Annotated in this window: 21 protein-coding genes and 1 pseudogene; 5 read left to right on the top strand and 17 right to left on the bottom strand. The window is 69.8% G+C overall.

Features of this window, described 5'->3' with window-relative positions; all coding sequences use genetic code 11:
* Positions 1–55: 55 nt before the first annotated feature.
* The 9 genes from pssA to ACZ3I3_RS35825 form a co-directional block, all read right to left on the bottom strand.
* The gene (gene pssA, locus ACZ3I3_RS35865; RefSeq protein ID WP_356925499.1) at positions 56–838 is read right to left on the bottom strand and encodes a CDP-diacylglycerol--serine O-phosphatidyltransferase; all 783 of its coding nucleotides are present in this window, start codon (positions 836–838) and stop codon (positions 56–58) included.
* Between the two features lie 58 nt (positions 839–896).
* Complete coding sequence (locus tag ACZ3I3_RS35860) at positions 897–1553, bottom strand: phosphatidylserine decarboxylase (protein ID WP_010038789.1); 657 nt, start codon at positions 1551–1553, stop codon at positions 897–899.
* Between the two features lie 170 nt (positions 1554–1723).
* Positions 1724–2929: an acyl-CoA dehydrogenase family protein gene (locus ACZ3I3_RS35855; RefSeq protein WP_030242417.1), complete on the bottom strand. Its 1206-nt coding sequence runs from the start codon at positions 2927–2929 to the stop codon at positions 1724–1726.
* A gap of 2 nt (positions 2930–2931) precedes the next feature.
* On the bottom strand, positions 2932–3444 hold the full coding sequence (locus ACZ3I3_RS35850; RefSeq protein WP_030948303.1) for a MaoC family dehydratase: 513 nt from the start codon (positions 3442–3444) through the stop codon (positions 2932–2934).
* 5 nt (positions 3445–3449) lie between these two features.
* On the bottom strand, positions 3450–4412 hold the full coding sequence (locus ACZ3I3_RS35845; RefSeq protein WP_150483963.1) for an HpcH/HpaI aldolase/citrate lyase family protein: 963 nt from the start codon (positions 4410–4412) through the stop codon (positions 3450–3452).
* Positions 4409–6436: a protein meaA gene (locus ACZ3I3_RS35840; protein ID WP_467371994.1), complete on the bottom strand. Its 2028-nt coding sequence runs from the start codon at positions 6434–6436 to the stop codon at positions 4409–4411. Before ACZ3I3_RS35840 ends, ACZ3I3_RS35845 begins: the two co-directional genes overlap by 4 nt.
* A 10-nt stretch (positions 6437–6446) precedes the next feature.
* Positions 6447–7790, bottom strand: a complete 1344-nt coding sequence (ccrA, locus tag ACZ3I3_RS35835) for a crotonyl-CoA carboxylase/reductase (RefSeq protein WP_467371993.1) — start codon at positions 7788–7790, stop codon at positions 6447–6449.
* A gap of 379 nt (positions 7791–8169) precedes the next feature.
* Positions 8170–8979 (bottom strand): TetR family transcriptional regulator, encoded by an 810-nt coding sequence (locus tag ACZ3I3_RS35830; RefSeq protein WP_467371992.1) that lies wholly within the window; start codon positions 8977–8979, stop codon positions 8170–8172.
* Between the two features lie 136 nt (positions 8980–9115).
* The gene (locus ACZ3I3_RS35825; protein WP_467371991.1) at positions 9116–10921 is read right to left on the bottom strand and encodes a 3-hydroxyacyl-CoA dehydrogenase family protein; all 1806 of its coding nucleotides are present in this window, start codon (positions 10919–10921) and stop codon (positions 9116–9118) included.
* Positions 10922–11311: 390 nt separating this feature from the next.
* Here ACZ3I3_RS35825 and ACZ3I3_RS35820 point away from each other — a divergent pair, with 390 nt between their 5' ends.
* Entirely contained in the window at positions 11312–11887 is a 576-nt protein-coding gene (locus tag ACZ3I3_RS35820) for an adenylosuccinate lyase (RefSeq protein WP_467371990.1), read from the top strand.
* Positions 11888–11889: 2 nt separating this feature from the next.
* Here the strand turns inward: ACZ3I3_RS35820 and ACZ3I3_RS35815 are convergent, their stop codons facing one another.
* From ACZ3I3_RS35815 to ACZ3I3_RS35785, 7 genes are all read right to left on the bottom strand, one after another.
* Positions 11890–12393: a GNAT family N-acetyltransferase gene (locus ACZ3I3_RS35815; RefSeq protein WP_467371989.1), complete on the bottom strand. Its 504-nt coding sequence runs from the start codon at positions 12391–12393 to the stop codon at positions 11890–11892.
* Between the two features lie 32 nt (positions 12394–12425).
* Entirely contained in the window at positions 12426–12824 is a 399-nt protein-coding gene (locus ACZ3I3_RS35810) for a RidA family protein (protein ID WP_467371988.1), read from the bottom strand.
* A 98-nt stretch (positions 12825–12922) separates the two neighbouring features.
* The gene (locus ACZ3I3_RS35805) at positions 12923–13624 is read right to left on the bottom strand and encodes an SDR family oxidoreductase (protein ID WP_279544824.1); all 702 of its coding nucleotides are present in this window, start codon (positions 13622–13624) and stop codon (positions 12923–12925) included.
* Positions 13625–13726: 102 nt separating this feature from the next.
* A complete protein-coding gene (locus ACZ3I3_RS35800; RefSeq protein WP_467371987.1) occupies positions 13727–14296 on the bottom strand; it encodes a TetR/AcrR family transcriptional regulator in 570 nt (189 codons plus the stop codon).
* Between the two features lie 64 nt (positions 14297–14360).
* Positions 14361–15401: a 4Fe-4S binding protein gene (locus ACZ3I3_RS35795; protein WP_467371986.1), complete on the bottom strand. Its 1041-nt coding sequence runs from the start codon at positions 15399–15401 to the stop codon at positions 14361–14363.
* A gap of 250 nt (positions 15402–15651) precedes the next feature.
* A complete protein-coding gene (locus ACZ3I3_RS35790) occupies positions 15652–17253 on the bottom strand; it encodes an alpha/beta hydrolase (RefSeq protein WP_467371985.1) in 1602 nt (533 codons plus the stop codon).
* A 207-nt stretch (positions 17254–17460) separates the two neighbouring features.
* Positions 17461–18501 (bottom strand): Rv2578c family radical SAM protein, encoded by a 1041-nt coding sequence (locus ACZ3I3_RS35785; RefSeq protein WP_467371984.1) that lies wholly within the window; start codon positions 18499–18501, stop codon positions 17461–17463.
* A gap of 171 nt (positions 18502–18672) precedes the next feature.
* On the opposite strand from ACZ3I3_RS35785, the gene ACZ3I3_RS35780 reads away from it, so the two are divergent.
* The 4 genes and pseudogenes from ACZ3I3_RS35780 (at position 18673) to ACZ3I3_RS35765 (ending at position 22660) form a co-directional block, all read left to right on the top strand.
* The gene (locus ACZ3I3_RS35780; RefSeq protein ID WP_020276619.1) at positions 18673–19116 is read left to right on the top strand and encodes an SRPBCC family protein; all 444 of its coding nucleotides are present in this window, start codon (positions 18673–18675) and stop codon (positions 19114–19116) included.
* Positions 19117–19271: 155 nt separating this feature from the next.
* A complete protein-coding gene (locus tag ACZ3I3_RS35775; protein ID WP_467371983.1) occupies positions 19272–21662 on the top strand; it encodes an MFS transporter in 2391 nt (796 codons plus the stop codon).
* A gap of 12 nt (positions 21663–21674) precedes the next feature.
* Positions 21675–21800: pseudogene (locus tag ACZ3I3_RS35770) on the top strand (SAM-dependent methyltransferase); the annotation flags it as partial.
* A gap of 39 nt (positions 21801–21839) precedes the next feature.
* A protein-coding gene (locus ACZ3I3_RS35765; RefSeq protein ID WP_467371981.1) for an IS5 family transposase occupies positions 21840–22660 on the top strand; the annotation gives its coding sequence in 2 pieces (ribosomal slippage) (positions 21840–22197 and positions 22197–22660; 822 coding nt in all).
* Here ACZ3I3_RS35765 and ACZ3I3_RS35760 read toward each other — a convergent pair.
* Positions 22650–23006, bottom strand: a complete 357-nt coding sequence (locus tag ACZ3I3_RS35760) for a hypothetical protein (protein ID WP_467371979.1) — start codon at positions 23004–23006, stop codon at positions 22650–22652. The two genes, ACZ3I3_RS35765 and ACZ3I3_RS35760, sit on opposite strands and share 11 nt — an antisense overlap.
* Positions 23007–23091 lie beyond the last annotated feature (85 nt).

Genomic DNA, 23091 nt, shown 5'->3' with positions numbered 1-23091 from the left:
AGGCACGAAGAAGGCCCCGAGCTCTCAGCTCGGGGCCTTCTTCGTCGTACGGTCGCTACGGAAGCTGCGCCGCCCGCGCCTCGCGGCGATTGTCACGGAAGTTGTTCACCCGTCGGGCCGTCGCGAACAGCGGGATCACCGCCCCCATGACCAGCTGCAGCGCGCATCCCGTCTGCAGCAGCAGCTGTCCGCTCGGCGCGTCGAAGGCCCAGGCCGCCATCATGCCCATGCCCACCACGATCCACGACAGCATCGCCACCGCGAGCCGCCCCCGCGGCTTCGGGTACTCGACCCGGCTCACCATGAGCCACGCCGTACCCAGGATCGCCAGCAGCGTCGCCACGAACGGCAGCTCCAGCAGCACGATCGACACGACCGTCAGCGCGCCGAACGGTGACGGCATGCCCTGGAACGTGCCGTCCTTCACGGTGACGCACGAGAACCGCGCAAGCCGCAGCACCACCGCCAAGAGCACGACGATCGCCCCGACCGCCGCCACTCGCTGGTACGCGCCGTCCGCCACCATGCCGTACACGAGGACGAAGTACGCCGGCGCCAGGCCGAAGCTGATCAGGTCGGAGAGGTTGTCCAGCTCGGCGCCCATGGGGGAGGAGCGCAGCTTGCGCGCCACCAGGCCGTCGAACAGGTCGAAGACCGCCGCGCACAGCATCAGGATGACCGCCGTGGCCGCGCTGTTGCGCGCCATGCCGGTCTCCTGGCTGCCGGTGAGGTCCGGGATCAGGATGCCGGTGGTGGTGAAGTACACCGCCATGAAGCCGCACGTGGCGTTGCCGAGCGTCAGGGTGTCCGCTATCGACAGGCGAAGAGAGAGGGGCATTTCCTCTTCTTCGTCGACCTCGTCGGCCTCCGGGACCCAGCCGGCCTTGGTGTCGGGATCAATCACGGTCAATGCGAGTCACCCCAGCCACGGTCTTCTGCCCCACCTCGACCGCGACCTCCACACCCTCGGGCAGGTAGAGGTCGACCCGCGAGCCGAAGCGGATCAGGCCGATCCGCTCGCCCTGCTCGACCTTGGTGCCCTGGGGCACGTAGGGAACGATGCGACGGGCGACCGCGCCGGCGATCTGGATCATCTCGATGTCGCCGAGCTCGGTGTCGAAGTGCCAGACGACACGCTCGTTGTTCTCGCTCTCCTTGTTGAAGGCGGGAACGAAGCCACCGGGCACGTGCTCGACCGACGTCACGGTGCCGGCCAGCGGCGCGCGGTTGACGTGGACGTTGAGCGGGCTCATGAAGATCGCGACGCGAGTGCGGCCGTCCTTCCACGGCATGATGCTCTGCACCACACCGTCGGCGGGCGAGATGACCCGGCCCTGGGTGATCTCGCGCTCGGGGTCGCGGAAGAACCACAGCATCCCCGCCGCGAGCGCGGTGGCGGGAACGGCGACGGCCTTGGCGGCGCCGGAGCGACGGGCGCGGGCCAGGCTGAGGGCTGCGGTGGCGACGGTCGGAAGGAGCCACGGCGATGCTCCGCGCGCGAGGCGTACGCCGGCCCGGCTGTCGCGAGGTGCAGAGGTTTGGCTGTGGGGCATGGATGACCTTCGTAGCGGATGATGCCGCACTCTGACGGGGGACGGCGGCTTTCCGGCGATCGTAGCGGCTCGGGGCCCTAACTGGGTAAGCCAGGCAGCCGAGTCGGCCGCCGAAGAGTGCTGACGGGGTGTGATCTTCTTCTCCAAGAAAACACCCCGTATCCGGACATCTAGCCCTGGAATCGATACTCTTCGAGCAGCCGCCTGCCGATGATCATTTTCTGGATCTCGGCGGTACCTTCACCGATCAGCAGCATCGGTGCCTCACGATAGAGGCGCTCGATCTCGTACTCCTTGGAGAAGCCGTAGCCGCCGTGGATCCGGAAGGCGTCCTCCACGACCTCCTTGCAGTACTCGGAGGCGAGATACTTCGCCATCCCAGCCTCAAGGTCGTTTCGTTCTCCGGAGTCCTTTTTGCGTGCTGCGTTCACCATCATCGCATGCGCGGCCTCGACCTTGGTAGCCATCTCGGCCAGCTTGAACTGGATCGCCTGGTGCTGGGCGATCGGCTTCCCGAAGGTGTGACGCTGCTGCGCGTACTGGACGCCGAGTTCGAACGCACGCTGAGCGACGCCACAGCCACGCGCCGCCACGTTCACGCGGCCGACCTCGACGCCGTCCATCATCTGGTAGAAGCCCCGGCCCGTGACCCCGCCGAGCACGCGGTCGGCGGGAATTCGCAGGCCATCCATGATGAGCTCGGTGGTGTCGACCCCCTTGTACCCCATCTTGTCGATCTTGCCGGGGATGGTGAGGCCGGGGCGGACCTCGCCGAAGCCGGGCTCCTTCTCGACGAGGAAGGTCGTCATCGACTTGTGGGGCGCGGTGCCCTCGGGGTGACCTTCGTCACTTCGCACCAGAACGGCCACCAGAGACGACGTTCCGCCGTTGGTCAGCCACATCTTCTGGCCGTTCAGGACGTACTCGTCGCCGTCCTTCACCGCCTTCGACGTGATCGCCGACACGTCCGAGCCGAGGGCCGGCTCCGACATCGAGAAGGCGCCGCGGATGTCGCCGGCCGCCATCCTCGGCAGGAAGTGGTCCTTCTGCTCCTGCGTGCCGTGCTGCTTGAGCATGTACGCCACGATGAAGTGCGTGTTGATGATGCCGGACACCGACATCCACCCGCGGGCGATCTCCTCCACGCACAGCGCGTACGTCAGGAGCGATTCGCCCAGGCCCCCGTACTCCTCGGGGATCATCAGGCCGAACAGGCCCAACTCCTTCAGCCCGTCGACGATCTGCTGGGGGTACTCGTCGCGGTGCTCCAGCTCGGTCGCGACCGGGATGATCTCCTTGTCCACGAAGTCCCGGACGGTGGACAGGATCTCCTGCTGGATGTCCGTCAGACCGGCGGTCTGGGCGAGTCGCGCCATGGCTACTTCTCCTGCTCCTTGAGCTCGGGGCGGCCCGGCTGCTCGCCGCCACGCTCCTTGATGTACGTCTCGGTCGGCACCATGACCTTGCGGCGGAACACGCAGACCAGCGTGCCGTCCTGCTTGTAGCCCTTGGTCTCGACGTAGACGATGCCGCGGTCGTTCTTCGACTTCGACGGCCACTTGTCGAGCACGGTCGTCTGGCCGTAGATGGTGTCGCCGTGGAAGGTCGGCGCCACGTGCTTCAGCGACTCGATCTCCAGGTTGGCGATCGCCTTGCCGGAGATGTCCGGCACGGACATGCCGAGCAGGAGCGAGTAGATGTAGTTCCCGACGACGACGTTCTTGCCGAAGTCCGTCGTCTTCTCCGCATAGTTCGTGTCCATGTGGAGCGGGTGGTGGTTCATGGTGAGGAGACAGAACAGGTGGTCGTCGTACTCCGTGACCGTCTTGCCCGGCCAGTGCTTGTACGTCGCCCCGACCTCGAACTCCTCGTAGGTGCGTCCGAACTGCATCGCCGTCACGCCTCCGGGATCTCGAACTTGCTGGTGCGCTGCATGCCGGCGGCGCGTCCCTTGCCCGCGATGACCAGGGCCATCTTGCGGCTGGCCTCGTCGATCATCTCGTCGCCGAGCATCGCGGAGCCCTTCTTGCCGCCGGCTTCGGACGTGTAGTAGTCGTACGCGTCCAGGATCAGCTCGGCGTGGTCGTAGTCCTCCTGGGACGGCGAGAAGATCTCGTTGGACGCCTCGACCTGGCCCGGGTGCAGCACCCACTTGCCGTCGAAGCCGAGGGCGGCGGCGCGCTGGGCGACCTCGCGGTAGCCGTCGATGTTGCGGATCTGGAGGTAGGGGCCGTCGATCGCCTGGAGGTTGTTGGCGCGGGCGGCCATCAGGATCTTCATCAGGATGTAGTGGTAGGCGTCCGCCGGGTAGCCGGGCGGCTGCTCGCCCACGACCAGCGACTTCATGTTGATGGACGCCATGAAGTCGGCCGGGCCGAAGATGATCGTCTCGACGCGCTGGGAGGCCTGCGCGATCTCGTTGACGTTGTTCAGGCCCTGGGCGTTCTCGATCTGCGCCTCGATGCCGATCTTGCCGACCTCGAAGCCCATGGTCTTCTCGATCTGCGTCAGCAGCAGGTCGAGGGCGACGATCTGCTGGGCGTCCTGGACCTTCGGCAGCATGATGCAGTCGAGGTTCTGGCCGGCGCCCTCGACCACCGTCACGACGTCGCGGTACGTCCACTCGGTCGTCCAGTCGTTGACGCGCACGACCCGCGTCTTGCCCGTCCAGTCACCCTCGTTGAGGAACTTGACGATGGTGTGCCGCGCCTCGGGCTTGGCGAGCGGGGCGCACGCGTCCTCCAGGTCGAGGAAGACCTGGTCGGCGGGGAGGCCCTGCGCCTTCTCCAGGAAGCGGGGGTTCGAGCCCGGTACCGCCAGGCAGGAACGCCGGGGGCGAAGGCGGTTGACCGTGGTCATGCGGAGACCTCCAGGGGGTCGAGCTTGTTCGCTTTCCGGATCTCGTCGACGATGCGGCCGATGATTCCGGTGATGTCGAAGTCCTTCGGGGTGAAGACCGCGGCCACTCCGGCTGCCCTGAGCTGCTCGGCATCCCCGTTCGGGATGATGCCACCGGCGATCACCGGGATGTCTGTGGCACCGGCCACACGCAGCCGTTCGAGCACGTCCGGCACCAGCTGGGCGTGCGAGCCGGACAGGATGGACAGGCCGACCGCGTGCACGTCCTCGGCGAGTGCCGCGTCCACGATCTGCTCGGGCGTCAGCCTGATGCCCTGGTAGACCACCTCGAAGCCGGCGTCACGCGCGCGCACCGCGATCTGCTCGGCGCCGTTGGAGTGACCGTCCAGGCCCGGCTTGCCGACCAGGAAGCGCAGCTTGCCCACGCCCAGGTCCTTGGCCGTCAGATCCACCGTGCGGCGCACCAGGGCCAGCGTGCTGCCCTCCTCGGCGGGGACGGCCACCGGCGCCGAGGAGACACCCGTGGGCGCCCTGAACTCGCCGAACACCTCGCGCAGGGCCCCGGCCCACTCGCCGGTCGTGACCCCGGCGCGGGCGCACTCCAGGGTGGCCTCCATGAGGTTGTCGGTGCCCCGGGCGGCCTCCTTCAGCCGCTCCAGCGCCTTGCAGGGCCGCGGGTGGTTGAAGGGCGGCTGGTAGCGGCTGTCGCGCCACTGCTGGAGCGCGGCGATGACGCGGGCCTCGACCTCCGGGTCGACCGTCTGGATCGCGGTGTCCAGGTCGGCGGTCAGCGGGTTCGGCTCGGTGCCCTCGAAGGCGTTGACACCGATGATCTTCTCCTGGCCGGACTCGATCCGGCCCCGGCGCTCCGCGTGCGAGGCGACCAGCTGCGACTTGAGGTAGCCGGACTCGACGGCCGCCATCGCGCCGCCCATCTCCTGGATGCGGTCGATCTCCGCGAACGAGGCCTCGACCAGCTCCTCCACCTTCGCCTCGATGACCTTCGAGCCCTCGAAGATGTCGTCGTACTCCAGCAGATCGCTCTCGTACGCCAGCACCTGCTGGATGCGCAGCGACCACTGCTGGTCCCAGGGGCGGGGCAGGCCGAGCGCCTCGTTCCAGGCGGGGAGCTGCACGGCACGCGCGCGTGCGTCCTTGGAGAGCGTCACGGCCAGCATCTCGAGCACGATCCGCTGGACGTTGTTCTCCGGCTGCGCCTCCGTCAGGCCCAGGGAGTTGACCTGGACGCCGTAGCGGAAGCGGCGGTGGTTGGGGTTCTCGATGCCGTACCGCTCGCGGGTGATCCGGTCCCAGATGCGGCCGAAGGCGCGCATCTTGCACATCTCCTCGATGAAGCGGACGCCCGCGTTCACGAAGAAGGAGATCCGGCCGACGACGTCGCCCATGCGCTCCTGGGGCACCTGTCCCGAGTCGCGCACGGCGTCGAGGACGGCGATCGCGGTGGACATCGCGTACGCGATCTCCTGGACCGGCGTGGCGCCCGCCTCCTGCAGGTGGTAGCTGCAGATGTTGATCGGGTTCCACTTCGGCAGGTGGGAGACCGTGTACGCGATCATGTCGGTCGTCAGGCGGAGCGACGGCACCGGCGGGAACACGTGCGTGCCGCGGGACAGGTACTCCTTGACGATGTCGTTCTGGGTCGTGCCCTGGAGCTTGGTGATGTCCGCACCCTGCTCCTCGGCGACGACCTGGTAGAGCGCCAGCAGCCACATGGCCGTGGCGTTGATGGTCATCGAGGTGTTCATCTGCTCCAGGGGGATGTCCTGGAACAGCCGGCGCATGTCACCGACGTGCGCGATCGGCACGCCGACCCGGCCGACCTCGCCGCGGGCGAGGATGTGGTCGGAGTCGTAGCCGGTCTGCGTCGGCAGGTCGAACGCCACCGACAGACCCGTCTGGCCCTTGGCGAGGTTGCGCCGGTACAGCTCGTTGGACGCCTCGGCCGTGGAGTGACCGGCGTACGTCCGCATGAGCCACGGACGGTCCTTCTGACGCTCTGTCATCCAGCGGCCCTCAGATGTTCCGGAAGCGGTTGATGGCGTCGACGTGCTTGGCGCGCTTCTCCTGGTCGCGCACGCCCAGGCCCTCCTCGGGGGCCATGCACAGCACACCGACCTTGCCCTGGTGCAGGTTGCGGTGCACGTCGAAGGCGGCCTGGCCGGTGTCCTCCAGGGAGTACACCTTCGACAGGGTGGGGTGGATCTTGCCCTTCGCGATGAGCCGGTTGGCCTCCCATGCCTCGCGGTAGTTGGCGAAGTGCGAGCCGATGATCCGCTTCAGCGACATCCACAGGTAGCGGTTGTCGTACTCGTGCATGTAGCCCGAGGTGGAGGCGCACGTGGTGATGGTGCCGCCCTTGCGGGTGACGAAGACGCTCGCGCCGAAGGTCTCGCGGCCGGGGTGCTCGAAGACGATGTCGATGTCCTCCCCGCCGGTGAGCTCGCGGATGCGCTTGCCGAAGCGCTTCCACTCCTTCGGGTCCTGGGTGTTCTCGTCCTTCCAGAACTTGTAGCCCTCGGCGTTGCGGTCGATGATCGCCTCGGCGCCCATCGACCGGCAGATGTTCGCCTTCTGCTCGCTGGAGACGACACAGATCGGGTTGGCGCCGCCGGCCAGCGCGAACTGCGTGGCGTACGAGCCGAGTCCGCCGCTCGCGCCCCAGATGAGCACGTTGTCGCCCTGCTTCATGCCGGCGCCGTTGCGGGAGACCAGCTGGCGGTAGGCGGTGGAGTTGACCAGGCCGGGGGCGGCGGCCTCCTCCCAGCTGAGGTGGTCCGGCTTGGGCATCAGCTGGTTGGACTTCACCAGCGCGATCTCGGCGAGGCCGCCGAAGTTGGTCTCGAAGCCCCAGATGCGCTGCTCGGGGTCGAGCATCGTGTCGTTGTGGCCGTCGCTGGACTCCAGCTCGACGGAGAGGCAGTGCGCGACGACCTCGTCGCCGGGGTGCCAGGCGTTGACGCCCGGGCCGGTGCGCAGCACGACGCCCGCGAGGTCGGAGCCGATGATGTGGTACGGCAGGTCGTGGCGCTTGGCCAGCTCGCTGGTGCGGCCATAGCGCTCGAGGAAGCCGAACGTCGACAGCGGCTCGAAGATCGACGTCCACACCGAGTTGTAGTTGACCGAGGAGGCCATGACGGCCACCAGGGCCTCGCCCGGGCCGAGCTCGGGCAGCGGCACCTCGTCCAGGTGGATCGACTTGCGGGGATCCTTGTCGCGCGTGGCGAGCCCGGCGAACATCTCCGTCTCGTCCTTGTGCACGGTGATCGCGCGGTACGACTCGGGGAGCGGGAGGGCGGCGAAGTCCTCCGACGTGGAGTCGGGCGACTGGATCGCGGCCAGGATGTCCTTAACGGTCACGGTGTTGCCTCCGGCGGTGAGCGCCCTGAGGGAGGGGCGCCGATGGTTACGTCGGTGCTGCTGAGAGTTGGGGGTGTGCCGTCGGTTCGGCGGTGGTGCTGTTCGGCAGCGCTGGTGGCGCGGGAGGGTGCCTGTGACGCAGGCGTCCGGGCGGGCAGGCGCTGGGCTTGCTGGGACGTCGCCCGGACCTCTTCAACGTATGACACCGCGTGTCACCTCGCAAGGCACTGAGTGCCAGAACTTCCTCTCAGATGAAATCTTTACGTAACAAATGAGCGATGATCGATCGAACGGCCTCGTCAAGGACCTGCAAAACGGCCCCTGACATGGCAAAACGGCCACCCCGTGGGGTGGCCGTCATCACAGGAACGGGAGCCGCTCAGCGCTCCTTGAGGGCCTGCTCGATCGTCCGCATGACCTCGTCCAGCGGGGCATCGGTACGGGCGACCGTCACCAGCACCTCGCCCTGCGCGGAGGCCGTCGCCGCGGCCGGCTGTGCCTCCGTGGAGCGCCCGGCCCCGATCCCCGTGCCGAACGTCTTGCGCACGATCGCGAAGGCGTGGTCCAGCTGCGCCTCCACGTCCCCCTGCCCGCCCGCCCGCAGCCAGCGCCGCAGGACGTGGTTGTGGGCGGTGACCACGGCGGACGCGGCGACCTCCGCGAGCAGCGGGTCGTCGTTGGCGTCGTCGGCGTGGGCGCGCTCGTCGAAGTGGCCGAGGAGGTACCGGGTGAACAGGCGCTCGTAGCGGGCCACCGACGCGATCTCCGCCTCGCGCAGGGTCGGCACCTCGCGCGTCAGCTTGTAGCGGGCGACCGAGATCTCCGGCCGGGCCGCGTACATCTTCATGACTTCCTTGATGCCGCGGCACACCGTGTCGAGCGGATGCTCGTGCGCGGGCGCGGCGTTGAGCACCGCCTCGGCCCGGACCAGGGTGTCGTCGTGGTCGGGGAAGATCGCCTCTTCCTTGGAGCGGAAGTGGCGGAAGAAGGTGCGGCGGGCGACGCCGGCCTGGGCCGCGATCTCGTCGACGGTGGTCGCCTCGTAGCCCTTGGCCGCGAACAGCTCCATCGCGGCGGCCGCCAGTTCCCGGCGCATCTTGAGCCGCTGGGCGGCGGCGCGAGATCCTGCGGCACTTTCCGGCGCGTCGGTCGAAGCTGGTGTACGTGAGGACTTGGCGGGCTGGGACATGCCCTGAACGTACTGCATGTGCGCAGCTCGCTGCGCGTGACCTGGTTCTCCGCCGCCGCCCTGGGGCGGCGGGAACCGGTCCGGGCCGAGCAGGCCGCCCCACTCCGCGCCGGACCGGAACCAGTCGCCGGGACCGTCAGCGCTTGGCATATTCGCGGAAGCCACGGCCCGTCTTGCGGCCGAGGCAGCCCGCGGCCACCAGGTGCTCCAGGAGCGGTGCCGGAGCGAGCCCCGGGTCGCGGAACTCGCGGTGCAGGACCTTCTCGATGGCGAGCGAGACGTCGAGCCCGACGACGTCCAGCAGCTCGAACGGGCCCATCGGGTAACCGCCGCCCAGCTTCATCGCCGCGTCGATGTCGTCGAGGGACGCGTAGTGCTCCTGCACCATCTTGATCGCGTTGTTCAGGTACGGGAAGAGCAGCGCGTTCACGATGAAGCCCGCCCGGTCCCCGCAGTCGACCGGGTGCTTCCTGATCCGGCCGCAGACCTCGCGGACCGTGGCGTGGACGTCGTCGGCCGTCAGCACCGTACGGACGACCTCGACCAGCTTCATGGCCGGCGCCGGGTTGAAGAAGTGCATGCCGATCACGTCCTGCGGGCGCGAGGTGGCCCGGGCGCAGGCCACGACCGGCAGCGACGAGGTGGTGGTGGCCAGGACCGCGCCCGGCTTGCAGACCTTGTCCAGTGCGGCGAACAGCTGCCGCTTGACCTCCAGGTCCTCGGCGACCGCCTCCACGGCCAGGTCGACGCCCGCGAAGTCGTCGTACGTGCCCGTCGGCGTGATGAGGTCCAGGGTCTGCGCGGCGGCCTCGGCGGTCATCCGGCCCTTGTCGACCGAGCGGGACAGGGACTTGCCGATGCGGGCCTTCGCGGCCTGGGCCTTCTCCTCACTGCGGGCGGCGAGGACGACCTCGTACCCGGCCTTGGCGAAGACCTCGGCGATGCCGGAGGCCATGGTGCCCGAGCCCGCGACACCCACCGAGCGGACCTCCCGGCCCGGGACCAGGTCGCCGCCCTCCAGCGGGGTCAACGCGTCCCGCACGACGGTGCCGCTGCCCGGCGCCTCGTACGTGTAGAAGCCGCGTCCCGCCTTGCGGCCGGTCAGACCCGCCTCGCTCAGCTGCTTCAGGATCGGCGCCGGGGCGTGCAGCCGGTCGCGGGAGGCGGCGTACATCGCCTCCAGGACCGTGCGCGCGGTGTCGACGCCGATCAGGTCGAGCAGCGCCAGCGGGCCCATCGGCAGGCCGCAGCCCAGCCGCATCGCGGCGTCGATGTCCTCGCGGGAGGCGTACTTCGCCTCGTACATCGTGGCGGCCTGGTTGAGGTAGCCGAACAGCAGCCCGTCGGCGACGAAACCGGGCCGGTCGCCGACCGCGACGGGCTCCTTGCCCAGGTCGAGGGCGAGATCGGTGACCGCCGTGACGGCCGCCGGCGCGGTCAGCACCGAGGAGACGACCTCGACCAGCCGCATCGCCGGGGCGGGGTTGAAGAAGTGCAGGCCCAGGACTCGCTCCGGACGGGCCGAGTCGGCGGCGAGCCGCGTGACGGACAGGGCGTTGGTGCCGGTCGCCATGATCGTCTCGGGGCGCACGATCCCGTCCAGTTCGCGGAAGATCTGGTGCTTGACCTCGTACGACTCCGGCGCCACCTCGATGACCAGGTCGGCGTCGGCCGCGGCCCGCAGGTCGGTGGAGGTGCGGACGCGGTCCAGGATCTGCGCGCGCTCCTGCTCGGTCAGCCGGCCGCGCTCGACGCCACGGGCGGTGGAGGACTCCAGGGCGGCGACGCACTTCGCGGCCTGGGCCTCGCTGATGTCGATGCCGACGACCTCGCGGCCGGCCTTGGCGAGGACCTCGGCGATGCCGGTGCCCATCGTGCCGAGGCCGACGACGGCGATGGTGCGCAGCGGGGACAGGGACGGGTCGGAAAGGGGAGTGGCCATCGCGGGACTCCAGGATGAGGGTGACGACGGGGAACGCTCCCGGGTGCGCCGCGTACGGACCGGCAGGGGCCGGTCCCGGGCGCACCGGGTGCGTGAGAAGTGCGGGTGTTGGCCGGGCTGCGAGCGCACACGCCCGGTGCCGAGGAGCCGGGCGTGCACACGCCCGGTGAACGGCGGTTCCGACCGGCCCTGTCCCGGGGCCGAGCCGTACTGCGGTACCGATGTACCGAACCGACTGCTCTCACGGTGGCCGCGTCACCAGACCGCCGCGAGGAGATACGAGTGGGTAACTCGCTCGTCTGAGCTTAACTCGCGGGTAACGAGCGCGCCAGCCCTCGTGTTTGTGATGTACGTCCCGCGCAGCTCGCGCCAGCCCCTAATCTCTCAGTCATGGACGAAGAGTTGCGATCACTCACGGAGCGCTTACGGCAGGAGTCGGGGGCGTCGCCCGCCTTCGAGCGGCTCGTGGCGACCGACGACCTCGACGCCCTGGCCGCGGTGCTGACCGAACACGGGCAGCCCTTGTGGGCGAGGGAGCTGGCCGCCTTCCGGCTGGGGCTCGCCGGGGACCGGCGGGCCTTCGAGTCCCTGGTGCTGCTGCTCAACCACCGTGACCCGCCGCGCTGCGCCTCCGCCGCCCACGCCCTGACCCGCCTCGGCGACCCGCGCACCGCCCGCGCGGCCGCCGCCCTCGCCACCAACGAACTGCGCGTCGCCTACGCCCTCCACCCCGTTCGGCTCCTGGTCGACCTGCGCGCCCCGGAGGCCGTGCCCGCCCTGATCACCACCCTTCAGCGACGGCTGCGCCCGCACGACCCGTACCGCCGCGTGGCCATCGCCTGCGTGGACGGGCTCGGCGCGCTGGGCGACGCCCGGGCCAGACCCGTGCTGAACGAGGCCCTCGCGCATCCGGTACTGGCGGAGGCGGCGGTGCGGGCGCTGGGGCGGATTCCGAAGCAGAGGTGAGGTCAGCGGGGGAGTGCGCGTGCGTACCGCACCTCGGGGACCGTGACACCGTCCACCTGGAAGGGCTCCTCCGCGCCGTCCGCCTCGAAGCCGGCCCGTTCGTAGAAGCGGCGGGCCCGGCCGTTGCCCTTGAGGACCCACAGGAGCAGACGGCCGTGGCCCGCGGCGGCGCAGCGCGCGACGGACTCCGCGAGGAGGGCCTGCCCCGCGCCCTGTCCCACTTGGTCGGGGTGGACGTAGATGGCGTACAACTCGGCGTCGGGCGTGAGGAGTTCACCGTCCCGGTACGGCCCGTGGCAGGCCCAGCCCACGACCTCGCCGCCGGTGTCCTCGGCGACCAGGTTCACCACGCTGCCGTCGGCCTGCGCCAGATGCCCGCGACGCCGCTCGGCGTCCTCCGGGACGCTGAGCCGGTCCAGGTACGACTGCGGTACCAGCCCCCGGTACGCGCTCTGCCAGCCGCGGACGCGGATCTCGGCGACGCGGTCGCAGTCGGCGAGCGTCATCTCCCGTATCCGAAGCGCCCTGGTCGAAGGACTCACTCCGTCACCACCGCGAACGCCTCGACCTCCAGCAGGAATTCGGGCCGGACCAGCCCCGCGACCCGCACCGCCGACGCGGCAGGCAGCCGGTCGTCGGGTATGTACTCCGCACGGGCCGCCCGGATGGCGGGCATGTGGGCCATGTCCGTGACGAAGTAGGTGAGTTTGACGACGTCGTCGAAGGTCGCCCCGGCGGCGGCCAGGCAGCGCCGGAGGTTCTCGAAGACCCGACGGGCCTGTGCCGCCGGGTCGCCCTCTCCGACCGGCCGGCCCTGCTCGTCCAGCGCGAGCTGTCCTGCGATGGCCACGAAACGGCCGGTGCCCATGACGACGTGGCTGTACTGGGCCGCGGCGGCGACCCCGTCGGGCGCGGCAATTCTGGTCAGCTCACTCATGGGTCCATCGTGGACCACGGCACCGACCTGTGTGCTCGGAACCGGCCGCCGCCGGCTCCCCGGACCGGTTTCCTTGCACGGGACTTTGCGGACACCCCCTAGCGCTTCAGCTGGGCGTACATGGCTTCCAGGTCTGCGGACAGCTGCGACTTGATCCACCGGGTGGTGTCGTCGGCCAGTACCTCGTGCGCCCCTGCCTCGATGCCGTCGAGCGCGGCCACGGCGACGTCGCGTGGGTCGGCCTTGGGCGCGTCGATGCCCGACGTCATGTCGGTGTCCACGTAGGCCACATGGAGCCCGGTCACCGCGATGCCGCGCGGCTGCAACTCCAGGCGCAGGGAGTTGGTCTGCGACCACAGGGCGGCCTTGGAGGCGCTGTAGGGCGTGCCGTCGGCCAGCCAGGACAGGGCGGAGTGGACGTTGAGGATGTGCCCTCCGCCCCTGCGCTCGATGATCGGCGCGAAGGCCCGGGTGACCAGCAGCGGCCCGTAGAAGTTGGTCTCCAGATCCCGGCGCACGTCGTCCATCGGGGACTCGAGGTACGAAGCGCGGGCGGAGGCGCCGGCGTTGTTGATCAGGATGGTGACGTCCTGGGCCTGCTCGGCGGCGGCTGCCACGGATGCCGGGTCGGTGACGTCGAGCGCCAGCGGAACGGCATCGGGGTGCGTCACCGAGCGAGGGTCGCGGGCGGTGGCGTAGACCTTGCCGGCCCCGCGCGCGTAGAGCTCCTCGACCAGCACCTTGCCGATGCCCCGGCTGCCTCCGGTGACGAAGACGCCGGCGCCCTTGATCGCTGTCACGACTACCTCCAACATGGAAAACCGATCGGTTTCACCATCGTAAACCGATCGGTTTTCAGGCGCAAGAGGATGGCCGCGGCGCCAACGGCTGCGAGTGACGCGTCAGCGCATGCCTGCCGCGTCGAGCAGGGTGTTCACGGTGGGCGCGATGAGCCCGGGCAGCTTGTCGGCCCCGATTCCCGCGCGGGCGCTGGCGCCGTCGAAGACCAGGCTGAGCTGCCGGGCCAGCAGGTTGGCGTCGCCCGCCCCGCCCAGTTCGGCCTCGGAACGGAAGAACTCCGTCAGGTTCGCCTTGATCCGGTGGGCCACCCGGCTCGCGGGGTGGTTCTGGTTCTTCAGCTCGATCTGAACAGCCAGGTACGGGCAGCCTCGGAACTCGGGCGTCCCCGACTGCGACTCCACCTGCTCGAAGACGTGCAGGATTCGCTCGCGGGGCGACCGGCCGTCGTCCGCCGCGGGCAGGAGGGTCGCCACGAAGGCGGAGGCGCGCTCCTCCAGGCTCACTGCCAGCAGTTCGTCCTTGCTCTCGAACAGCTGGTACAGGGAGCGCTTCGACACGCCGGCCGCCTTGCACAGCGCCTCGACGCCGATACCGACACCTTCCCGGTAGGTGAGCGTGGCCGCCGCCTCCAGCAGCCGCTCTCTGGTGTTTGGCTTCACTTCGGTGGTCATACCGCGAGGTTAACCCGATGTGGAGGAAATGAAAACCGATCGGTTTTTAGGGTGTCGGGGCAGATCAGGGCGTTCGCTTCGCCGGGGGCTGCCAGCCGCCGGTGACTTCCTTGACGGGCTTGTGGGGGAAGCGGCGTCGGGCGTGTTCCTGCGCGTGGGAGTCCGGCAGGACGTACAGGGTTTCCTTCTTGTCCTGGAGCGGCCGCAGGACGGTATCCATGTAGTTCTTGCGGTCGTCCAGGTAGGGGCCCAGGACGTCCTCGCCGGCGGGGCAGACGGCGAGGCAGTAGCCGGACTTGTAGCCGGGGGGTGAGCTCAGGCTCTGCCACATGGAGGCGTTCTCGGAATCGGTGACCCGGGAGCGGTAGTCGGCGGCGTCCTCGCTGTCGGCCACGGTCTGCGCCCAGTCGGTGAACCCGCTCATGAATTCACGGTAGTTGTGCGTCGTGCAGGCGAGCGCGTCGAAGGCGCCGTCCTTGGCGATGGCGCCGACCGGACAGGCGGCGACGCACAACTTGCAGTCGATGCAGGGGTTGTAGTCCAGCGGCTGCCCGTACTCGCTCACCTCTGCGTCCACCAGGACGGTGACCAGCAGGATGAAGCTGCCGAACTTCGGGTGGATGACGTTGCGGTGCAGGCCCATCACGCCGAGTCCGGCGGCCACCGCGACGGTCTTGTGCGCAACGACCCAGATCCGCTCGCTGGGAAAGCGGTCCATCTCCTGGGGGAAGCCGACCGACGGATTGAGCGCACGGTATCCGGCGTCCTGCAGCGCCTGGGTGACGCTGCGGGCGGGGGAGCGGCAGTTGTCGCGGTTCATCCGGACCGCCATCGCGATGAGGGTGCGGGTGCCGGGCAGTGCGGACCGGGTGTGCTCGCGCTCGCCGGCCAGGTCGGGGTGGTCCAGGCTGACCGCGGCCGCGTCGTCCGCACCGGCCGCCAGGCACAGGTCGCGCAGCCAGGCCGCGTCGATCACCGCCGGAGGGCTCGCGACGTCACCCGCCGCGCGCCGGGCCAGTACGGCCCGCACCGACGGATGCGCGGCCAGCTTCCCCGGAATCCTGTGCTCCGCCGACTTTCCCTCGGCGCCGCGTGCGGTAGTCATCCGACACTCCTGGTAGATCTCGTCCGAGCTCGCCCCAGGGCGAGAAACCGTTCGGTTTCGGCTTCACCGTAAACCGATCGGTTTTCACGCGCAAGGTCATTGGAATCGGACGGGCTCCGTGCGGTCCGGGCCGGGACGGGCGGGAACCTCCGGTGTCGGACGGGTCAGCGGTGAGCGGAGCGGTTGGTTTCGACGCTCTCCTCCAGGGTGGGTATGGACGTGAAGGCGGCGAAGCGTTCCACGCTGGAGCTCAGCCTCGGAAGCCGAGCAGGCCGTGCAGCGCCGAGCCCTTCGAGGAGGCCGGCGCTCCCTTCCCGGCGGCCGGCTCCGGGTCGGGCCGTGCCTCGCACACCGCGTCCGCCTCGCCGTGGCCGCGCGGCACCGTGCCGTCGGAGAGGTACGCCGCCAGATGCTCGTCCAGGCACTTGTTCCCGCTCAGCGTGATGCCGTGGTTGCCGCCGCCCTCCTCGACCACCAGGCTGGAGTCCGCCAGCAGACGGTGGACGGTGACACCGCCCTCGTACGGGGTGGCCGCGTCGCCGGTCGCCTGGAACAGCAGGGCGGGCGGCAGTTTGCCGTTGGCGATGTTCACCGGCTTGAGCGAGTCCGCCGGCCAGAACGCGCACGGCGCGTTGTACCAGGCGTTGTTCCAGGTCATGAACGGTGCCTTCTCGTACACCGCCCAGCTGTCCTCGCGCCACCGGCGCCAGTCGCGCGGCCAGCCGGCGTCCCGGCACTGCACCGAGGTGTAGATGCTGTAGCCGTTGGCGCCGGGGGCGTCGACCGCACCGAGGGCCTCGTACGCCTCGATCAGCGGCTCGGGCTTCCCGTCGTTCACGTACGCCGCGAACGCCTCGGCCAGACGGGGCCAGTAGCCGTTGTGGTAGCCGCCCGGGATGAAGGTGTCCTCCAGCTCCGCCGCCCCCACCCTGCCGCCCGCCGGCTTCTTCGCCAGCGCCGCCCGCATCGCGTACCACCTGGCCTCGATCCGCTCCGGGTCGGTGCCGAGCCGGTACGTCGCGTCGTGCTCGGCGACCCAGGCCAGGAAGGCGCGGTGGCGGTCGTTGAAGGCCAGGTCCTGGTTGAGGTTGGCGTCGTACCAGACCTCCGTGGGGTCGACGACCGAGTCCAGGACCAGGCGCCGGACGCGCTCCGGGAAGAGCTTGGCGTAGACCGCGCCCAGGTAGGTGCCGTACGAGTAGCCGAGGTAGTTGATCCGCTGCGCGCCCAGGGCCTGCCGGATGGCGTCCATGTCGCGCACGGCGCTGGTGGTGTTCAGATGCGGCAGCAGATGGCCGTACTTCTTGCCGCATGACGTCGCGAAGGACTCGGCGCGAGCGAGGTTGGCCCGCTCGATCGCGGGTGTCACCGGCAGGGAGTCCGGGCGCACCGGGCCGAAGTGGCCGCGGCGGCAGTCCAGCGCGGGCCGGCTCTTGCCCACGCCGCGCGGGTCGAACCCGATGACGTCGTACTGGGCCGCCACCTTCCCGGGCAGCGCGGACGCGACGAACCCGGCGAGCGCCAGACCGCTGCCGCCGGGGCCGCCCGGATTGACCAGCAGCGGGCCCTGGTAGGTCCTGGCGGTGTGCGGGACGCGGGACAGGGCGAGGGTGATCCGCTTTCCGTGCGGCCTGCGGTGGTCGAGCGGCACCTGCAGGGACGCGCACTGGAGCGTCGGGTACTTCTTGGTGGCGCAGTTCTTCCAGCTGGGTTCCGCGATGGATTCCGCGATGGGTCCCGCGGTGTGCACGGGCTCCGCGGTGCGCGGTGCGCTCGCCTCGGCGGGAACGGCCGTGAAGGTGCCGGCCATGACGGCGGCGGCGCCGCACAGCGCGGCTGCGCGTTTTCTCATGGAGTCCTCCCAGGACGGCGGGATGGAGGACCGCGAGGGTCACCGTCCTCGCCGCATCGTCCCGGAGAGGAGTCCTGGAAGAGCTCATGCCATCACTGTCATGACCCGGATGGATCTTCGGATGCGCTCGAACGCGCCTGAAGGTATGCGCTCGAACGCTCCTCAAGGAGCGCGCTCTGACGCCTTAAAGGGTCGCGCTCTGGCGCCTTAAAGGAGCGAGAGTTGTGTCGGCCCGGACACCGGGGGCTCCTCGGCCGGCTCCGGGGGCCGGATCCGGCGCGGCATCCCCGCGCGTGTGGGCCCGATGCCGTACTCCTCGGCCAGCTCGTGCACCTGACGGGTGATCCGGCGCTGGTACCACTTCGGGGCGTAGGAGCCCGCCGCGTACAGCCGCTCGTAGCGGGGCACCAGGTGGGGGTGGTGCTGCCCCAGCCAGGTCATGAACCACTCGCGGGCGCCCGGCCGCAGATGCAGCACCAGCGGGGTGACGGACGTGGCGCCGGAGGCCGCGATCGCCCGTACGGTGGCCCGCAGCCGGTCCGGCTGGTCGCTCAGGAACGGGATGACCGGCGCCATCAGCACCCCGCAGCCGATGCCGTGCTCGCCGAAGGTCCGTACGACCTCCAGGCGCCGCTCCGGCGCGGGCGTGCCCGGCTCGACGGTGCGCCACAGCTCCTGGTCGGTGAAGCCGACCGAGACGGAGATGCCCACGTCGGTCACCTCCGCGGCCTGCTTGATCAGCTCCAGGTCGCGCAGGATGAGCGTGCCCTTGGTCAGGATCGAGAAGGGGTTCGCGTGATCGCGCAGGGCCGAGATGATGCCCGGCATGAGGCGGTAGCGGCCCTCGGCGCGCTGGTAGCAGTCGACGTTCGTGCCCATCGCGATGTGCTCGCCCTGCCAGCGGCGCGAGCCGAGCTGTCGGCGCAGCAGCTCCGGCGCGTTGGTCTTGACCACGATCTGGGAGTCGAAGTCCAGGCCCGTGTCGAGGTCGAGATAGCTGTGCGTCTTGCGCGCGAAGCAGTACACGCACGCGTGTGAGCAGCCGCGATAGGGATTGACGGTCCACTGGAACGACATCCGGGAGACCGCAGGCACCCGGTTGATGATCGACCGGGCCCGGATCTCGTGGAAGGTGATTCCGGCGAACTCCGGCGTGTCGAACTGAACCGACGTAACTGCGTCCGCGCCGAACAGCGCGGCGTCGGCCCGGCTGTGTTCGGAGTCCTCTGTGAGGTTGTCCCAGCGCATGACGCCTCCTCGGTAGCACTGAGCACAGAATAGAACACATGTTCCCTTGATCGTGCGAGGGTGTTTTCCGAACGGGTGCGACCGGGTTGGGCGACCCCGATTTGGGGGGCCGGGCAGCGGGGTGGTTGGCTTGCCCCCAATCCCCGAGAACCCATGTCCTGGAGGAAAGCGATGGCGCAGGTCGAGGCCACTACGGAGCGGATCGTCGCGGCGGACGCGGAGACGGTGTTCGACGCCCTCGCCGACTACAGCGGCACGCGCGCGAAGCTGCTGCCCGAGCAGTTCAGCGAGTACGAGGTCCGCGAGGGCGGTGACGGCGAGGGCACCCTCGTCCACTGGAAGCTCCAGGCCACCAGCAAGCGCGTGCGCGACTGCCTCCTGGAGGTCAGCGAGCCCACCGACGGAGAGCTGGTCGAGAAGGACCGCAACTCCTCCATGGTCACCACCTGGCGGGTCACCCCGGCCGGCGACGGCAAGTCCCGGGTCGTCGTGACCACCACCTGGACCGGCGCCGGCGGTATCGGCGGCTTCTTCGAGAAGACCTTCGCGCCCAAGGGCCTCGGCCGGATCTACGACGCGCTGCTCGCCCGGCTTGCCGCCGAGGTCGAGAAGTAGCCTCCCCAAGGTTCGGACGCCCAGGGGCTGTTGTGCCCCTCACCGGTTCGAGTGATCTCCGTACGGCTCGCTCCCGTGCCGTAACTCGTCGCGCTTGCTCGTAGTTGTCGCTTTTACGCGGGAATTGTGCGGCAGCGCGACGAGGGGAGCGGTGGGTGGGCGGGATCACTCTGGCGCAGGACGAACCGGCGGTGGCACCTCCCGAACCTCCCGCCCCGCCGCCGGCCCCGGCCGTCGAACTGAGCCCGCGCAGAGTGCGGTTGGTCTTCCTCGCGCTCCTGCCGGCCCTGCTCCTCGCCGCCCTGGAGCAGATGATCGTCGCCACGGCGCTCCCGAAGATCGTCGGTGAGCTGCACGGCCTGGACCGGATGTCCTGGGCGATCACCGCCTACCTGCTCACCGCGACCGTCGGGCTGCCGGTCTACGGCAAGCTCGGCGACCTGCTCGGCCGCAAGGGCGTCTTCCAGTTCGCGATCGTCGTCTTCGTCGCCGGCTCCGCGCTCGCGGGCCGGGCGCAGACCATGGACCAGCTGATCGCCTTCCGGGCCCTCCAGGGCGCCGGTGCGGGCGGCCTCATGATCGGTGTCCAGGCGATCGTCGCGGACATCGTGCCCGCCCGGCAGCGCGGCCGCTACCTGGGCCTGATCGGCGCCGCCTTCGGACTCGCCTCCGTGGCCGGGCCGCTGCTCGGCGGCTACTTCACCGACCACCTCTCCTGGCGCTGGTGCTTCTACGTCAACGTGCCCTTCGGCCTGGTCACACTGGCCGTCGTCGCCATCGCCCTGAAGCTGCCGAAACCGCCGCGCAAGGCCCGGCTGGACCTCCTCGGCGCGCTGCTGCTGACCGCCGCCTCCACCTGCCTGGTCCTGCTGACCAGTTGGGGCGGCACCGAGTACGCCTGGGACTCGCGGATGATCCTCGGCCTCGGCGCCGGAGCGGCCGTGGCGACCGTCCTCTTCCTCGTCGCCGAGCACTTCGCCGCCGAACCCCTCATCCCGCTACGGCTGTTCAGGGACTCCGTCTTCAACGTCACCGGCCTGGTCGGCCTGGTGACCGGAGCCGGGCTGTTCGGTGCCGCCAGCTATCTGCCGACCTACCTCCAGATGGTCGACGGGGTCTCCGCCACCGAGTCGGGCCTGCTCATGCTGCCCATGACGGCCGGCATCGTCGGTGCCTCCGTCATCGCCGGCCAGCTCATCAGCCACACCGGCCGCTACAAGGCCTACCCGATCCTCGGCTGCGCCCTCTCCGCCGCTGGCATGTGGCTGCTGTCCCGCCTCGACGCCGACACGCCCCGGCTGCACTACGGCATCTGGACGGCCGTCCTCGGCGCCGGCATCGGCATGGTGATGCCGGTGCTGATCCTCGCCGTGCAGAACTCCGTGCGCCCCGCCGACCTGGGCACCGCGACCAGCGCCAACAACTACTTCCGGCAGATCGGCGGCAGCGTCTCGGCCGCCGTCCTCGGCACGTTCCTCGCCGGCCGGCTCGCCGACGCCCTGGCCCACCACCTGCCCACGCGCGCGGGCGACCGGCTCCCCGACCCCGAGTCCCTCACCCCGCAGCTCGTGCACGCCCTGCCCCCCAGGCTGCGCGACGGCTACATCGGGGCGTACGCCGACGCCATGCCGAGGATCTTCCTCTACCTGGTGCCGGTGCTGGCCCTCGGGCTGGTCATCGCCCTCTTCCTCAAGGAGAAACCCCTGGTGTCCCACCACGCATCCGTCACCGACCCGGACACGGAGCCGGGGAGCGCCCCGATCCCGCAGGCCCGCGCTCCGCACACCGCCGGGGTCCCCGTCTGCGGCTCGGTGCAGCACCACGACGGGACCGTCGTGCCCCGCGCGGCGCTCACCCTCATCGACGTCACCGGCCGGCAGACCGGACGCGGCGCGAGCGGTGAGGACGGGCGCTACGCGCTGGCCACGCCGGGGCCCGGCTCCTACGTGCTGATCGCCGCCGCGGGCGGCCACCAGCCGCAGGCGGTCTCGGTGACCGTCGGCGAGCGCCCCGTCGAACTGGACATCGTCCTCGGCGGCGCGGGCAACCTCGTCGGCAGCGTGGTCACCGCCGACGGCACCCCCGTACGGGACGCCAGCGTCACGCTCACCAATGCGCACGGCGAGGTGGTGGCCACCACCCGTAGCGGCCGCGAGGGCGGCTACGTCATCACCGATCTGGTGGCAGGCGAGTACACTCTCGCCGCCAGCGCCCCCGCCTTCCGCCCGGCCGCGCTCCCCGTCACCGTCCAGGCCGCCCGCGAGACCCGCCGGGACATCGAACTGGCCGGCGGCGCCCTGCTGCGCGGCACGGTCCGGGCGGGCGGCGGACGGCCCGTGGAGGACGCCCGGGTGACGCTGCTCGACGTGGCGGGCAACGTCGTCGACACCCTCACCACAGGGCCCGACGGCACGTTCCGGTTCGTCGACCTGTCCTCCGGCGAGTACACCGTCATCGCCGCCGGCTACCCGCCCGTCGCCACCGTCCTTCAGGTGGCCGGAGGCGGGCGCACCGAGCGGGACCTCCAGCTCGGACACGAGGACTGACCCGCACCGGCGCTGCGCTCGGCCGGTCTCACCGTTCTGGCGAGCGGCGAACTGCCCCTCGTCACCACGGAGTTCCACCCCGACGGCGGGCGTGTCGAGCTGCCCTCCAGGTGGCTGGTGGCGGGGCGTACGGCTTAGAGGTCGTTTCTTATGGCGTGATCGTTCGTTGATCCGTGCATGACGGATCTCGTGGGGCGGCTGGTGCCGGACGAGTTGTGGGCGTTGTTCAGGCGGGTGGTGCCACCGACAGTGGTGAGACGTCCGCAGGGTGGTGGCCGACGCCGGACGGGTGACCGCGAAGCCCTGGCCGCGATCATCTTTGTGGCGACTTCGGGGTGCACATGGCGGCAGCTGCCGCCGGTGTTCGGCCCGGCCTGGCCCACGGTCTACCGCCGGTTCGCCCAGTGGAGCCGGGACCGGGTCTGGGCCCGGCTCTACCGTGTGATCCTCGACGAACTCGGAGCGCGGGGTGAGCTGGACTGGTCACGGTGCGCGATCGACTCGGTCAGTCTGCGGGCGGCAAAAGGGGGCCACTGACGGGACCGAATCCGACCGATCGCGGCAAGCGGGGATCGAAGATCCACCTGATCTGTGACCGGAACGGGCTGCCGTTGTCCCTGGGTATCTCCGGCGCGAACATGCACGACAGCCAAGGTTTGGAGCCGCTCGTGCGCGGCATTCCGCCGATCAGGTCCCGCCGCGGGCCCTGGCGCCGGAGGCCGGCAAAACTGCACGCGGACAAGGGCTACGACTACGACCACCTGCGCCGATGGCTTCGCCGACGAGGCATCCGCCATCGCATCGCCCGCAAGGGCGTTGAGTCCTCACAACGGCTGGGGCGACATCGCTGGGTGGTCGAGAGAACCGTGTCCTGGCTGGCCGGCTGCCGCAGGCTCCACCGCCGCTATGAACGCAAGGCCGAACACTTCCTCGCCTTCGTCGCCATAGCAGCGACTCTCATCGGCTATCGCCGCTTGGCCACCTTTCTCACGGCCTGAGCCTGTCCTGCTGCACGTCGAAGCAGACCAGCCCCATGGACTCCGCGACATCCGCTGCGTAGGCCGACGCCTCCTCAGCCATGCTGAATCGCATGGGGAAGTAAATCAGCGGACCACTGGCTTCGTCGATCAGCGGACCAGTTGACCAGGGCGAGGTGTCCTCTTCGTCCTCGGTGAGGTCGCCCCACCGCTCAAGCAGTGCGGCAACGTAAGCCGCAATGCGTTCGGATGGACGCTCTTCCACCTCGCTGCCGATGTAGCGGTCGTACAGGTTGCTGAAGACCTGGCCGGCGGTCTTGTCATCCGCCGGCCTCTCGCCTTCCCAAACAGCAAGGTCGTAGCTCATGCCAGGAGGCTCTCATGCCGCTCTGACAGCCATAAGAAACGACGTCTTAGAGGTCCTCAAGTCAGATGTCCTCAAGCCGGAGGGT

The organism is Streptomyces sp. NPDC016851 (assembly GCF_055562795.1).
The sequence above is the reverse complement of the archived record's forward strand: the minus strand, read 5'-3'. Positions and strand labels throughout refer to the sequence as shown.

What these genes read in the sequence shown, in the direction of transcription:
- pssA (WP_356925499.1), bottom strand. Translation starts at nt 838, where the DNA reads ATGCCCCTCTCTCTTCGCCTGTCGATAGCGGACACCCTGACGCTCGGC.
- ACZ3I3_RS35860 (WP_010038789.1), bottom strand. Translation starts at nt 1,553, where the DNA reads ATGCCCCACAGCCAAACCTCTGCACCTCGCGACAGCCGGGCCGGCGTA.
- ACZ3I3_RS35855 (WP_030242417.1), bottom strand. Translation starts at nt 2,929, where the DNA reads ATGGCGCGACTCGCCCAGACCGCCGGTCTGACGGACATCCAGCAGGAG.
- ACZ3I3_RS35850 (WP_030948303.1), bottom strand. Translation starts at nt 3,444, where the DNA reads ATGCAGTTCGGACGCACCTACGAGGAGTTCGAGGTCGGGGCGACGTAC.
- ACZ3I3_RS35845 (WP_150483963.1), bottom strand. Translation starts at nt 4,412, where the DNA reads ATGACCACGGTCAACCGCCTTCGCCCCCGGCGTTCCTGCCTGGCGGTA.
- ACZ3I3_RS35840 (WP_467371994.1), bottom strand. Translation starts at nt 6,436, where the DNA reads ATGACAGAGCGTCAGAAGGACCGTCCGTGGCTCATGCGGACGTACGCC.
- ACZ3I3_RS35830 (WP_467371992.1), bottom strand. Translation starts at nt 8,979, where the DNA reads ATGTCCCAGCCCGCCAAGTCCTCACGTACACCAGCTTCGACCGACGCG.
- ACZ3I3_RS35825 (WP_467371991.1), bottom strand. Translation starts at nt 10,921, where the DNA reads ATGGCCACTCCCCTTTCCGACCCGTCCCTGTCCCCGCTGCGCACCATC.
- ACZ3I3_RS35820 (WP_467371990.1), top strand. Translation starts at nt 11,312, where the DNA reads ATGGACGAAGAGTTGCGATCACTCACGGAGCGCTTACGGCAGGAGTCG.
- ACZ3I3_RS35815 (WP_467371989.1), bottom strand. Translation starts at nt 12,393, where the DNA reads ATGACGCTCGCCGACTGCGACCGCGTCGCCGAGATCCGCGTCCGCGGC.
- ACZ3I3_RS35810 (WP_467371988.1), bottom strand. Translation starts at nt 12,824, where the DNA reads ATGAGTGAGCTGACCAGAATTGCCGCGCCCGACGGGGTCGCCGCCGCG.
- ACZ3I3_RS35800 (WP_467371987.1), bottom strand. Translation starts at nt 14,296, where the DNA reads ATGACCACCGAAGTGAAGCCAAACACCAGAGAGCGGCTGCTGGAGGCG.
- ACZ3I3_RS35795 (WP_467371986.1), bottom strand. Translation starts at nt 15,401, where the DNA reads ATGACTACCGCACGCGGCGCCGAGGGAAAGTCGGCGGAGCACAGGATT.
- ACZ3I3_RS35790 (WP_467371985.1), bottom strand. Translation starts at nt 17,253, where the DNA reads ATGAGAAAACGCGCAGCCGCGCTGTGCGGCGCCGCCGCCGTCATGGCC.
- ACZ3I3_RS35785 (WP_467371984.1), bottom strand. Translation starts at nt 18,501, where the DNA reads ATGCGCTGGGACAACCTCACAGAGGACTCCGAACACAGCCGGGCCGAC.
- ACZ3I3_RS35780 (WP_020276619.1), top strand. Translation starts at nt 18,673, where the DNA reads ATGGCGCAGGTCGAGGCCACTACGGAGCGGATCGTCGCGGCGGACGCG.
- ACZ3I3_RS35760 (WP_467371979.1), bottom strand. Translation starts at nt 23,006, where the DNA reads ATGAGCTACGACCTTGCTGTTTGGGAAGGCGAGAGGCCGGCGGATGAC.